The sequence below is a fragment of the Shigella flexneri 2a str. 301 genome (assembly GCF_000006925.2).
GTDB lineage: Bacteria > Pseudomonadota > Gammaproteobacteria > Enterobacterales > Enterobacteriaceae > ECMA0423.
On record NC_004337.2, the window covers coordinates 1843764 to 1856324 of the forward strand.

Consider the following 12561-nt stretch of genomic DNA (forward strand, 5'->3'; position numbering starts at 1 on the left):
TACACCTCAATATGGCAGTGCTATTTTGATTCGACGTTGATCAAGTTTCTGATAATTCCAACGACGGTCGACGGGCACCATCCAGTCAATCAACATACCTACCGCCAGCCCTGTGATGACATCAATAAAATGATGCTGCCATGTCGTCAGCGTCGAAATGGCGATGAGTAAAAACCATCCGCCACAGACTTTACGCCACCTCACAGCCAGATGCTGACGAAAGTGACGCCAAAGTAGCCAGCAGAGAATAATATGCAGCGAAGGAGACTGGTTATAAGGCAGATCAAACAGTTCAAGTTGCGAAAATAGCCATCCTGTCACCCCACTCACTTCAGGACGGATAAAACTAAACTTCAGCGGGTAGAGAAAAAAACCGCAGCAGGCCATTACCGTTGCCAGAATAAGCCGGTGGACAAGTCGGCGTTGTTCGAATGTCGAGCTACAAACGAACAGCGAAAATCCATATAAAAGATCCAGACTCCAGTAAGGAACAATAGTCCAGGGAAGAAAAGGGATCGCCGTTTCCCAACCGAATACCTGACTGGGGATATCATGGCTGTTAAGGTCCTGAACCGCGGTGAACTGATTAAGAGATCCATAGGTGAAGAAGAAAAACGGGGCCAGCAACAATAACCAGCCAGCGCCTTGTAGCAATACGTTCCGACGTTCAGTTATCACGACGCACCGCCATCGAAACCGTAAAAATGCCCCACACATCAATCCGTTGAGTGCATTTATCAAATCCGGCATTACGCACGAGCGAATCCATCTCCCCTTGCGAACGCACGCGCATTACCCACGGTTTACCATCTTTATGACTGGTTAACACCCCGGCAATCAGCTCCAGTTGTGGGTGCCACGGCTGCCCGGTGTAGATGAGAATGCCACCCGGTTCGATGGCATTGGCTAGACCTGCGAGTGAGTTTTTTACCTGCTCATTTTCGGGAAAAAGCTCATATAGGCCAGAGACAATCGCCAGCGTAGGCCGCGGAGTTAACGCGCTGAGTTCCTCCGGGTTAAACGCATCGCCCTGTTCAAAACGCACCCGCCCAGACATTCCCCGTTGGGCAATCATCTCTTGCCCCTGTGCAACATTTAACTCACTGTAATCACGTAACAAAATATCGCTTACGGCAGGCTCGTTTGCCAGCGCATCCAGTACATAGCGTCCATGCCCTGCGGCAATGTCAACCACGCGGACGGCTAAACCTTTGGCGTGGAGATCGGCAACGGCTTGTTTAATCAATATTTGCAAATGGGTTTTGCGCTGGCGAATACCGCGCCATCCAACACTGTTCAGGTAGATTTTGTCGATTAAACGCCCGAATGCGTTACTGCCTTGCGGTTGATTTTGATAGACATAATCCAGGGAACTGCCTGAATCAAAGCCGGTACTCATTCCGAGATGCAGGCCCGCAGAGTGCGCACCGAACAATTTCATCGCCTTTCGCATAAAGCGATACGCTAAATCAACCGGCGATAATGGCACGGGTCCACCAGAAAGGAGCCGCCATCGATCCGCTGATGGTCCTGTGCGGTCTTCATGCTGATAATCAAATTTTTGCGATTTGTTAGCATATAAGCGGCAGATAAAGCTTTGCATTTTTTCAAATGCCTGCGCCCTGTTCTCTTCACCCAATGTGTCGTGATAAAAGCCTGGCAGCAGATGCAGCTCTTTCAGAGGGCTACGTAATCTCTGATAAAAATCAATCTGCGGTTGGCGATGCACCACATAGTCATCACCTGATATCAGAAGTTGCGTGGGGAGCGTAATCGCCGCCGCATCGCTAACAATACGTTCAGACGTTTTATAGAGATCGAGCAAGATATTGACGGCAATCGCCCGTGTGATCAGCGGATCATTATTGAAACTCGCCACCCGTTGCCGATCGTGGGTCAAATAGCGCCCTTTCACATAGGAATTAATAAAAAATAGACCACGCAGACGATGCCATAACGCCAGCGCAGGACGTGCCAGCGGCACATACAATTTAACCTTAAAGGCCGGAGAAGCCAGCACCAGCCCACGAATTGCAGGTGCATAATCATGAACCCATGTGGCAACAAGCACTGCGCCGACGCTTTGCGCGATCACTACCACCTCTTCCAGTCCGACCTGGCTGTCGCTGGCAGCAAAACGGACAAATTCATCGACATCCTGCACTGAGCGCATAAGAGACGGGCTATAACCACGCGGCCCCGAATTTTTTCCATGCCCCCGGGCATCCCAGGCATAAAAAGCAGTATCAGGCATCGCCAGTTCATCAACGAGATGTTGTAGACGACCAGAATGTTCATGCCCGCGATGAAATAAGACGATGACCTTTTTCGCCCCTGGCTGTAAAGTGGGCCAGTGCCGATAATACAATGCTGTATTATCACTGGTGGTAAAAAAATGTTCCCCAGGGATGCGTGAATTTTCCATTTTCTCTATTTTCCTTCAGTAACAGCAGTAGCGAATAAAATAAAAAAATACCGGAGCGGTGAAAATTAATGAGTCAATCCTGTCAAGGAGTCCGCCATGTCCTAGTAATAGTTTTCCACTATCTTTAACACCAATATCTCGTTTGATGGCTGACATCACTACATCGCCGCAAAAACCACTAATACCAATTAACAAACCCGCTAATAATGCCTGTAATGTATTTAGCGGTGTCAGCAACGGTCCAATAATCAGTGACGCAATCATGGTGGTGATTACGCCCCCCAGCAGACCTTCCAGCGTTTTTCCCGGGCTGACTTTGGGGACCACTTTTCTTCTGCCGCAGGATTTCCCCCATAAATACTGTGCAATATCGTTTGACTCGGTTAACGCCAAAAGAAATAACACCAGTAACGCCCCGCCCTGGATATTTATGGTTGGCAACATTAATAGCCAGGCGGCATGACTCAAGGCAAAAACGGTCATTATCCATCCCCAAAAAATGGCGCTCACGGTATGCTGAAAACCGGAGGGGTCACCCACAAAAACTCGCCAGGTGGCTAATATCAGAAACCCAGTCAAAGGTATAAATAACAGAAACAGCTCAAAGCAATTAAAACCGATAAGCAAATAGTTAAGAGGAATAACCCAATATAACCAACGCGAAAAATGTACGGATATAAGCGTACAATATTCTTTCAATGCCAGAAAACTTATCAGCGTAAAAAACGTCAACGTCATCCAGCGTGGGCCTGAAATCACCAGTGAAAAACAAATGACGATGCCCCACCAGGTACGAATACGTAATGTAACTTCATCCCCTTTTCTCTCAGGTAACCGCCATAGCAGAAAACGGTTTATCAGCTTGCTAAAATTAACAACGCGAAAAGTGTTGCCAGAGATTTTTCCAGCATTATCTTTCAGCGCTCATAAGAAGCACACTCCGACAACGATTAATCGCAGTACAGATAAGCAGAATTGAAGCAATGCTCCATAAAAGATTATTCCATTGCATCCACTGTGGATAAATGGCAACGGCCAGACCCCACAGACCAAATATTAACGCGCGATCACTTTTGCCAAATGGACCGGCATAACTGCGAACACCGTTAATCGTCTGCGCGAGTAAACCGCAAAACTCGGTCAATATGGTGCAAAATAACATGAGTATCACGAGTGATGCGTTACTTTCCGGTAAAAATAAAAACGGTAAATAGAGCGCAATATCGGAAATAACATCGCCAGTCTCATTCAAAATCGCCCCCAGACGTGTTTGCTGATTGCACTCACGCGCCAACATGCCATCCAGCGCATTGAGCGCCATACGGATAAAAAGCACGATGGGCAATAGCAAAAAGAGGATGGGTTGTGCCACCAACACCAACAGCAATCCGGTAAAAAGAGAAAGCGCCAGTGCCGTAAGAGTGATGTGATTCGCTGTAACGTGGTGCTTATAAAGCCAAAACATCGTCGGCCTTAACAGCGACTGAAAGAGCGGTTTTATCTGGTAGAGCGTCATTATCAATCCTTGATAATTCGGTTTGCGCTATGGTGCATCAATTCCCCTGACGGAGATATCGCAACACGCCGCTTCATTAAAAATTCAGAATATATCAAGGTATTGGGGGCTCACTGTCAGGAATGATTATCCCCAATAAATCAAGTAGTTAAAAATTATTACGCTGTTATTCAATACAACTCATCAAGTTTCCTCATCGCTTGTTCCCGTATTGCGCGCGTCTTACCGTTAAGCGCCAGCTGGCGGACTAAATCCAGTTCAGGGTTAACAAGCTCTAACGCCAGCAAAGGATCACGTTTCAGCCTCGCCTTCAATACATCAACTGGAAAGCGGGGATTATTCATCGCCACAATCCACCACTCGGGATCAATTTCTGCCGCCAGTGCCGCAGAGGGGGTGTGGCGGTTGCTAAGTGCGCCGAACTTGAAAAATGTGAGATTGCTTTTCGCCAGTGTACTCCACCATATACGATCCGGTTGTTTTGCCAGTACATCCAGTTGTGCTAACGCATCGGGGTCGAGTGCATAATAAACACGTAATGCTTCATCAACCTGCGCACGGGAGCTATTTTCCTGCCTCAGAAAAAACTTCGCCCAAATATCATTGCGTGGCGTGTTTTGCTGTAATTCCTTGAGAACAACAGCGGGTAAATTATCCCAACTAACTAATGCACTCTCTAAAAAGTCCCAGTCTTCCAAACGTATCAGGGCGGCGGCATTTAATAGCATCTGGTCATCAACTTCGCCGTGGCTAATCAGCTCAGACAAAATCATATCAGCGCTGGTTTCATATGCATCTGAATCTGCTTTCGGATTATTTTTCCGATGCGATAAAGCACGTTGCCAAATTTTTTGTTTCATCGACGTGCTCAGATACTGATTTTTCGCCAGATTACTCCACCCCTCAGGATCGTTGAAACGTGTCAATAACCGTTGTAAAGCAGCGTCAGAGTGAATTACCTGCATATCCCGACAGCAAAAGTAGGCAGGGGATTTTTTCTCCATCCTTTTAACAAAATTAAACTGTAAGTTATCTGGCAATGCTAAAAATAACACACGTATTAGATCATCGTCATTCTCGAATTTTTGGTATAAATAGGCTGCAACTTTGTCACTCTCTTGTGGCGTCATCCGCAATAATTGACCATGGTGTTTCATCTCTGCCAGCTTGAACGCTAAGCTTGTGACAACATTGTTTGATGAATCGTTCGCCAACTGCATTGCCTGATTGTAAGTGAGTTGTCCTCCAGCACCGACCTGACGAATAGAGGAATCATCACTGCGGATATAGCCATCAATAATGGATTCGGGCAATAACCACGCATCTTTATAAAGCTCCTGAATGATCATATCCCAATCTCTTTTCGCCAGAGTCATGACGATATCCAGAGGGAGATTTTCACGTAGCGCAAGATTCAACGGACCGACACCATCAGGTAGACGACTCATTCGCGTCATTATTTCGACAGAGAGCGGTTCACGGTCGAGCAACCCCAGAACAACAGGCTGGTAACCCAATTGCTGATCGGTCAACTCCAGAATCTCATTGTCAGGCATATATCTCGCCATACTTTCAATCGTTTGTTCATCATTGCTATTAATAAGTTGTTTGCGTAGGTTAGCTGAAATTCCTTTAAGCCTTGGGAGAGTTCGCATTATGGCAAGATCAAATGTCGCAATATCTCGTCCTTCAAATGCAGCAACGTTGCCTTCATCCAGCATTTGCAATTCCTGCACTAACTCAGGAGAAGGCTTAGGGCGAAACAGCGCTTCTTTTTTCATCTGATTACAGACATTCCCTGCCATGCGAATATTGCTTCGCTTAAAAATTTCTTTCAGAGCATCTTCATCATTTATTAGACCCCAATAATATGCATCAGGATTTATTATCATCAGCGCTTTTTTGACATTTTCAGTGTCATTTTTGTCACTCGCACGGACCATGAATTCACTATTTGTCGAAGACGCAACAACAGGTGCAATTATGTCATTGATAAATACCCCACGCGCATTAATACTCCCCTTAATCGTAGACGGATTATCGTAATATGAGTCGATAAATACCAGTCCACTTGCATTTATCGAACCGGTAATTAACAGTGGTGAATCCGTAACTATATTCGTTGCCGTCACGTTACCGAGAATAACCCATGGATTAGAAAGAGAGAAAGTGGAAATATTACCTTTGACTGTCAAATTGCCAAGAACAATCAATTTTTGATTACTCTCTATATTACCTTCTACCACTAAATCGCCACGATGCACTTTCCAGTCCGATGCAGATAAACCGAAGGGGACAAGATTCACGCTACTGTTGATAGCTTGTTCAACTTGTTGTTTATCTTGGTAATGCTGCCAACTTACTGATTTAGTGTATGATGGTGATTTTAAGGTGCTTGCGTGGCTTCCATTTCCATCAGATGTCCTTCCTGCTCCGCTACTGAAGGCGTGGTGCGTAACGGCAAAAGCACTGCCGGACATCAGCGCTATCTCTGCTCTCATTGCCGTAAAACATGGCAACTACAGTTCACTTACACCGCCTCTCAGCCCGGTACGCACCAGAAAATCATTGATATGGCCATGAATGGCGTCGGATGTCGCGCCAGTGCACGCATTATGGGCGTTGGCCTCAACACGGTTTTACGTCACTTAAAAAACTCAGGCCGCAGTCGGTAACCTCGCGCATACAACCGGGCAGTGATGTGATTGTCTGCGCTGAAATGGACGAACATTGGGGCTACGTCGGTGCTAAATCACGTCAGCGCTGGCTGTTTTACGCGTATGACAGGATACGGAGGACGGTTGTGGCGCACGTCTTCGGTGAACGCACTCTGGCCACACTGGAGCGTCTTCTGAGCCTGCTGTCGGCCTTTGAGGTCGTGGTATGGATGACGGATGGCTGGCCGCTGTATGAATCACGCCTGAAGGGAAAGCTGCACGTTATCAGCAAGCGTTACACTCAGCGCATTGAGCGACATAATCTGAATCTGAGACAACATCTGGCAAGGCTGGGACGGAAGTCACTGTCGTTCTCAAAATCGGTGGAGCTGCATGACAAGGTCATCGGGCATTATCTGAACATAAAACACTATCAGTAAGTTGGAGTCATTACCGTGTTATCGAGTTCATTAAGCTGCGGGTTAGCGCACATCATACGGGTCATTGCCAGCCCTTTGGCTGTCAGTTCACCATTAGACAGTTTGCCTTCACCGCTAAAGCGGTTACACATGCTGCCGGAAATCATCATTTTTTCACCAAAGCTGATTTCTGGCGGATTTTTATCGCTGGTCACGGGCTTACCGTTTACGCTTTCCAGCACAAAGCGATGATGCTGTAGCTGTTCTGGCGTAACAGCAATTTTGTCATTACTTACACATCCCGCCATCAGCAGGCTTAGCGCAACAAACGCGGCTACTTTCTTCATTGTGGTTCTCAATTACAGTTTCTGACTCAGGACTATTTTAAGAATAGAGAATGAAAGGTCATTGGGGATTATCTGAATCAGCTCCCCTGGATTGCAGGGGAGCTGCAAGATTAAACCAGTTCGTTCGGGCAGGTTTCACCTTTTTCCAGATTGCTTAAGTTTTGCAGCGTAGTCTGAGAAATACTGGTCAGAGCTTCTGCTGTCAGGAATGCCTGGTGCCCGGTAAACAGCACGTTGTGGCAGGCAGACAGGCGACGGAATACGTCATCCTGGATCACGTCGTTGGATTTATCTTCAAAGAACAGATCGCGTTCGTTCTCATAGACGTCCATACCCAACGAACCAATTTTCTGATTTTTCAGCGCTTCAATTGCCGCCTGAGAATCAATCAATGCACCGCGACTGGTATTGACGATCATCACGCCATTTTTCATCTGATCGAAGGCGGCTTCGTTCAACAGATGGTAGTTTTCCGGTGTCAGCGGGCAGTGCAGAGAGATAACGTCTGATTCAGAGAACAGGGTTGGCAGATCGACATACTCCACACCGAGTTCCAGCGCCGCTGCACTTGGATACGGATCGAACGCCAGCAGACGCATACCAAAACCTTTCAGAATGCGCAGCATCGCCACACCGATTTTACCGGTACCGATAACGCCTGCCGTTTTGCCATACATAGTAAAGCCGGTCAGACCTTCCAGAGAGAAGTTAGCGTCACGGGTACGCTGATACGCGCGGTGAATACGGCGGTTCAGCGTCATCATCATACCGATGGCGTGTTCAGCAACGGCCTCTGGATCATAGGCTGGAACACGGACTACTTTCAGCCCCAGTTCTTTTGCCGCATCAAGGTCGACGTTATTGAAACCGGCACAGCGCAGGGCGATATATTTAACGCCGTGCTTTTTCAGCTCTTCCAGCACCGGGTGGCTGCCGTCATCGTTTACGAAAATACATACCGCTTCGCAGCCATTGGCAGTTTTAGCGGTTTTTTCCGTCAGCAGAAAGTCAAAAAATTCCAGCTCAAAGCCAAAGGACTCGTTCACCTGTTGCAGGTACTTCTTGTCGTACTGTTTTGTGCTATAAACGGCGAGTTTCATAAGACTTTCTCCAGTGATGTTGAATCACATTTAAGCTACTAAAAATATTTTACAAAATTTCAAATATAATTGAAAGCCATGGCGATATTGAAAAATTCATCAACAACTATGCTTAGTGTAGGCGCAACCTTCAACTGAACGGTTAAACATGCCACAATACCCGTATTGAATGCTTAATTTTTCGCTAAATCAGGATATTAACTACCCATGCTGGGTAAATATAAAGCCGTTCTCGCGCTGTTATTACTGATTATTCTTGTGCCGTTGACGCTGCTGATGACGCTCGGGCTGTGGGTTCCCACGCTGGCGGACATCTGGCTACCGCTCGGGACACGTATTGCATTAGATGAAAGCCCACGCATTACGCGTAAAGGTTTAATCATTCCCGATCTCCGTTATCTGGTGGGAGATTGTCAGCTTGCGCATATCACCAACGCCAGCCTTTCACATCCCAGCCGCTGGTTATTGAACGTCGGCACGGTAGAACTTGATTCTGCTTGTCTGGCGAAATTGCCGCAGACGGAGCAATCGCCAGCTGCTCCAAAAACCCTCGCGCAGTGGCAGTCCATGCTGCCTAACACCTGGATCAATATCGATAAACTGATTTTTTCTCCCTGGCAGGAATGGCAGGGAAAACTCTCTCTCGCATTAACCTCTGATATCCAGCAACTGCGTTATCAGGGCGAAAAAGTTAAATTTCAAGGCCAGCTGAAAGGGCAACAACTTACAGTCAGCGAACTGGATGTCGTCGCGTTTGAAAATCAGCCGCCGGTTAAACTGGTGGGGGAATTTACTATGCCGCTCGTGCCGGATGGACTTCCTGTAAGTGGGCATGCTACTGCGACGTTAAACTTGCCGCAGGAACCGTCACTGGTGGATGCCGAGCTGGACTGGCAGGAAAATAGCGGGCAATTGATCGTGCTGGCACGGGATAACGGCGATCCGTTGCTCGATTTGCCGTGGCAAATTACTCGTCAACAATTGACCGTAAGCGATGGTCGCTGGAGCTGGCTGTATGCTGGTTTTCCTTTGAGTGGCCGACTGGGTGTCAAAGTCGACAACTGGCAGGCAGGGCTTGAGAACGCTCTGGTCAGCGGACGACTGAATGTGCTGACCCAGGGGCAAGCGGGTAAGGGCAACGCGGTGCTTAATTTTGGCCCAGGAAAATTAAGCATGGATAACAGTCAACTGCCTCTGCAGCTGACCGGTGAAGCGAAACAGGCGGACCTCATTTTATATGCCCGTTTACCTGCGCAGCTAAGTGGAAGTCTGTCTGACCCAACGCTGACCTTTGAGCCAGGCGCGTTACTTCGTTCAAAGGGAAGAGTCATCGATTCGCTGGACATCGATGAAATCCGCTGGCCTTTAGCGGGTGTAAAAGTCACCCAACGTGGTGTTGACGGACGTTTGCAGGCCATTTTGCAGGCGCATGAAAATGAACTGGGCGATTTCGTGCTGCATATGGATGGGCTGGCGAATGATTTTCTCCCTGACGCTGGCCGCTGGCAGTGGCGCTACTGGGGAAAAGGGAGTTTTACACCGATGAATGCCACCTGGGATGTCGCAGGAAAAGGTGAGTGGCATGACAGCACGATTACGCTGACCGATCTCTCCACCGGTTTCGACCAGTTACAATACGGTACGATGACGGTAGAAAAGCCGCGATTAATTCTCGACAAGCCCGTCGTCTGGGTACGTGACGCACAGCATCCCTCCTTCAGCGGCGCGCTGTCACTGGACGCCGGGCAAACGCTGTTCACTGGCGGCAGTGTGTTACCGCCATCAACCTTAAAATTTAGCGTCGATGGGCGCAATCCGACCTATTTCCTCTTTAAAGGCGATTTACATGCTGGTGAGATTGGCCCGGTTCGGGTAAATGGTCGCTGGGACGGTATTCGTCTGCGCGGTAACGCCTGGTGGCCAAAACAATCACTGACTGTATTCCAGCCGCTGGTGCCACCCGACTGGAAGATGAACTTACGCGATGGTGAACTGTATGCTCAGGTTGCATTTTCTGCTGCGCCTGAACAAGGATTCCGCGCGGGAGGGCACGGCGTGTTGAAAGGCGGTAGTGCCTGGATGCCAGATAATCAGGTTAACGGTGTCGATTTTGTCCTGCCTTTCCGTTTTGCCGATGGAGCCTGGCATCTGGGGACTCGCGGCCCCGTTACGTTGCGAATTGCCGAAGTGATTAATCTGGTGACAGCGAAAAATATTACGGCTGATTTGCAAGGGCGTTATCCGTGGACTGAAGAAGAACCCTTGCTGTTGACTGATGTTAGCGTCGATGTGTTAGGCGGTAACGTGCTGATGAAACAATTACGTATGCCGCAACATGACCCGGCGCTGTTGCGGCTGAATAATCTCTCATCCAGCGAACTGGTTAGCGCCGTCAATCCGAAACAATTCGCCATGTCCGGGGCATTTAGTGGTGCATTGCCGTTATGGCTAAACAACGAAAAATGGATAGTGAAAGATGGTTGGCTGGCAAATAGCGGGCTAATGACCTTGCGGCTGGATAAAGATACCGCAGATGCGGTGGTGAAAGACAATATGACTGCGGGTTCAGCAATTAACTGGTTGCGCTATATGGAAATTAGCCGGTCATCGACAAAAATTAACTTAGATAATCTCGGTTTATTAACCATGCAGGCCAACATTACAGGTACCAGTCGCGTTGATGGTAAAAGCGGTACGGTAAACCTTAATTACCATCATGAAGAGAATATTTTTACGCTGTGGCGCAGTTTACGCTTTGGCGATAATCTCCAGGCATGGTTGGAGCAGAACGCACGTCTGCCGGGAAATGACTGTCCGCAAGGAAAAGAGTGTGAGGAAAAACAATGAAAATTTTACTGGCTGCGTTGACGTCATCTTTTATGCTGGTTGGCTGTACGCCTCGCATTGAAGTCGCTGCACCTAAGGAACCGATCACTATCAATATGAACGTTAAAATTGAGCATGAGATCATCATCAAGGCAGACAAAGATGTCGAAGAGCTGCTTGAAACTCGTAGCGATCTTTTCTGAGGCGATGATGAAGAAAACATTACTTCTTTGTGCGTTTCTTGTTGGGCTGGTAAGCAGCAATGTAATGGCATTGACTCTGGATGAAGCCAGAACTCAGGGGCGGGTAGGTGAAACATTTTATGGTTATCTGGTTGCGCTGAAAACGGATGCTGAAACAGAGAAATTAGTAACCGAAATTAATGCCGAACGTAAAGCGAGTTACCAACAACGGGCAAAGCAAAATAATGTGTCTGTAGATGATATCGCGAAACTCGCCGGGCAAAAGCTCGTAGCTCGGGCCAAACCGGGGGAATATGTACAAGGGATAAACGGTAAATGGGTGCGAAAGTTTTAATAGCAAAACCGCAATATCGGGATAACGCTACAGGAGAAAGCGATTGATCTATTTTCCTGAAACAAGGTGAATATTCAAAAACTCCTGTCAAATTGCCTTTCGCCCTGAAAAATGCATAGTCAAATATCTGTTTTAACTAATTGGCGTTGCAGTACATGCAACGCCAATTAGTTAGCGGAATTTACGTCGATACTCGCCTGGCGTCATCCCAAAGCGTTGCTTAAATACCGTTGAAAAATGACTCTGGTCAGAAAATCCCCAATGAAAGCCGATGCCTGCCAGTTTTTCATCATCTGCGGCATGGCGAATCGCATCTGCACAAAAATCGAGACGACGGTTACGAATATATTGCGCGACTACCAAACCTTTATCGGCAAACATTCGGTACAAACTACGGGTAATGCTGCCAACTTACTGATTTAGTGTATGATGGTGATTTTAAGGTGCTTGCGTGGCTTCCATTTCCATCAGATGTCCTTCCTGCTCCGCTACTGAAGGCGTGGTGCGTAACGGCAAAAGCACTGCCGGACATCAGCGCTATCTCTGCTCTCATTGCCGTAAAACATGGCAACTACAGTTCACTTACACCGCCTCTCAGCCCGGTACGCACCAGAAAATCATTGATATGGCCATGAATGGCGTCGGATGTCGCGCCAGTGCACGCATTATGGGCGTTGGCCTCAACACGGTTTTACGTCACTTAAAAAACTCAGGCCGCAGTCGGTAACCTCGCG

General features: G+C 47.7%; 10 protein-coding genes, 2 pseudogenes and 5 other annotated features (3 of these 17 only partly in view). Of the genes and pseudogenes, 5 read left to right on the top strand and 7 right to left on the bottom strand.

Going from position 1 to position 12561, the window contains the following annotated elements; translation table 11 throughout:
• Positions 1-654, bottom strand: a sequence feature (Similar to Escherichia coli K12 enzymes gi: 1787679 (431 aa). BLAST with identity of 98% in 850 aa. This CDS has been disrupted by insertion. The sequence has been checked and is believed to be correct.) (it extends 1900 nt beyond the left edge of the window).
• Positions 1-9 (top strand) — a mobile genetic element (it extends 1255 nt beyond the left edge of the window). It overlaps the preceding feature by 1264 nt.
• The 5 genes and pseudogenes from SF1807 to ydbD all read right to left on the bottom strand — a co-directional run bounded on the left by SF1807 (position 7) and on the right by ydbD (position 6421).
• Positions 7-717: a hypothetical protein gene (locus tag SF1807; protein NP_707667.1), complete on the bottom strand. Its 711-nt coding sequence runs from the start codon at positions 715-717 to the stop codon at positions 7-9. Its footprint overlaps the feature before it by 3 nt.
• Complete coding sequence (locus tag SF1808; RefSeq protein NP_707668.1) at positions 668-2425, bottom strand: hypothetical protein; 1758 nt, start codon at positions 2423-2425, stop codon at positions 668-670. Before SF1808 ends, SF1807 begins: the two co-directional genes overlap by 50 nt.
• A gap of 15 nt (positions 2426-2440) precedes the next feature.
• Positions 2441-3336: pseudogene (locus SF1809) on the bottom strand.
• On the bottom strand, positions 3336-3941 hold the full coding sequence (locus SF1810) for a hypothetical protein (protein NP_707670.2): 606 nt from the start codon (positions 3939-3941) through the stop codon (positions 3336-3338). Before SF1810 ends, SF1809 begins: the two are co-directional and overlap by 1 nt.
• Before the next feature lie 170 nt (positions 3942-4111).
• On the bottom strand, positions 4112-6421 hold the full coding sequence (gene ydbD / locus SF1811; protein NP_707671.3) for a hypothetical protein: 2310 nt from the start codon (positions 6419-6421) through the stop codon (positions 4112-4114).
• Positions 6286-7053 (top strand) — a mobile genetic element. (Overlaps the previous gene by 136 nt.)
• On the opposite strand from ydbD, the gene insB reads away from it, so the two are divergent.
• Positions 6535-7038 carry an insertion element IS1 protein InsB gene (gene insB / locus SF1812; RefSeq protein NP_707672.1) on the top strand — a complete coding sequence of 168 codons (504 nt, stop codon included), beginning with the start codon at positions 6535-6537 and terminating at the stop codon, positions 7036-7038. (Overlaps the previous feature by 504 nt.)
• Positions 7032-7376, bottom strand: a sequence feature (Similar to Escherichia coli K12 heat shock protein hslJ ref: NP_415897.1 (140 aa). BLAST with identity of 99% in 114 aa. This CDS has been truncated. The sequence has been checked and is believed to be correct.). It overlaps the preceding gene by 7 nt.
• Here insB and hslJ read toward each other — a convergent pair.
• Positions 7032-7376 (bottom strand): annotated as a pseudogene (gene hslJ / locus SF1813). (Overlaps the previous feature by 345 nt.) The gene insB and the pseudogene hslJ sit on opposite strands and share 7 nt — an antisense overlap.
• Positions 7377-7474: 98 nt before the next feature.
• Positions 7475-8464, bottom strand: coding sequence for a fermentative D-lactate dehydrogenase (gene ldhA / locus SF1814; RefSeq protein NP_707673.1), 990 nt, complete (start codon positions 8462-8464; stop codon positions 7475-7477).
• A gap of 207 nt (positions 8465-8671) precedes the next feature.
• Between ldhA and ydbH the strand changes: the two genes are divergently transcribed.
• From ydbH to insA, 4 genes are all read left to right on the top strand, one after another.
• Positions 8672-11311 carry a hypothetical protein gene (gene ydbH, locus SF1815; protein ID NP_707674.1) on the top strand — a complete coding sequence of 880 codons (2640 nt, stop codon included), beginning with the start codon at positions 8672-8674 and terminating at the stop codon, positions 11309-11311.
• Positions 11308-11493: a hypothetical protein gene (gene ynbE, locus SF1816; RefSeq protein ID NP_707675.1), complete on the top strand. Its 186-nt coding sequence runs from the start codon at positions 11308-11310 to the stop codon at positions 11491-11493. The genes ydbH and ynbE overlap by 4 nt, the downstream gene beginning before the upstream one ends.
• Positions 11494-11497: 4 nt before the next feature.
• Positions 11498-11827 carry a hypothetical protein gene (gene ydbL, locus SF1817; RefSeq protein NP_707676.2) on the top strand — a complete coding sequence of 110 codons (330 nt, stop codon included), beginning with the start codon at positions 11498-11500 and terminating at the stop codon, positions 11825-11827.
• A 396-nt stretch (positions 11828-12223) separates the two neighbouring features.
• Positions 12224-12561, top strand: a mobile genetic element (it continues 430 nt past the right edge of the window).
• Positions 12279-12554: an insertion element IS1 protein InsA gene (insA, locus tag SF1818; RefSeq protein NP_707677.1), complete on the top strand. Its 276-nt coding sequence runs from the start codon at positions 12279-12281 to the stop codon at positions 12552-12554. (Overlaps the previous feature by 276 nt.)

What these genes read in the sequence shown, in the direction of transcription:
- SF1810 (NP_707670.2), bottom strand. Translation starts at nt 3,941, where the DNA reads ATGACGCTCTACCAGATAAAACCGCTCTTTCAGTCGCTGTTAAGGCCG.
- ldhA (NP_707673.1), bottom strand. Translation starts at nt 8,464, where the DNA reads ATGAAACTCGCCGTTTATAGCACAAAACAGTACGACAAGAAGTACCTG.
- SF1808 (NP_707668.1), bottom strand. Translation starts at nt 2,425, where the DNA reads ATGGAAAATTCACGCATCCCTGGGGAACATTTTTTTACCACCAGTGAT.
- ydbH (NP_707674.1), top strand. Translation starts at nt 8,672, where the DNA reads ATGCTGGGTAAATATAAAGCCGTTCTCGCGCTGTTATTACTGATTATT.
- insB (NP_707672.1), top strand. Translation starts at nt 6,535, where the DNA reads ATGTCGCGCCAGTGCACGCATTATGGGCGTTGGCCTCAACACGGTTTT.
- ynbE (NP_707675.1), top strand. Translation starts at nt 11,308, where the DNA reads ATGAAAATTTTACTGGCTGCGTTGACGTCATCTTTTATGCTGGTTGGC.
- ydbL (NP_707676.2), top strand. Translation starts at nt 11,498, where the DNA reads ATGATGAAGAAAACATTACTTCTTTGTGCGTTTCTTGTTGGGCTGGTA.
- SF1807 (NP_707667.1), bottom strand. Translation starts at nt 717, where the DNA reads ATGTGTGGGGCATTTTTACGGTTTCGATGGCGGTGCGTCGTGATAACT.
- ydbD (NP_707671.3), bottom strand. Translation starts at nt 6,421, where the DNA reads ATGTCCGGCAGTGCTTTTGCCGTTACGCACCACGCCTTCAGTAGCGGA.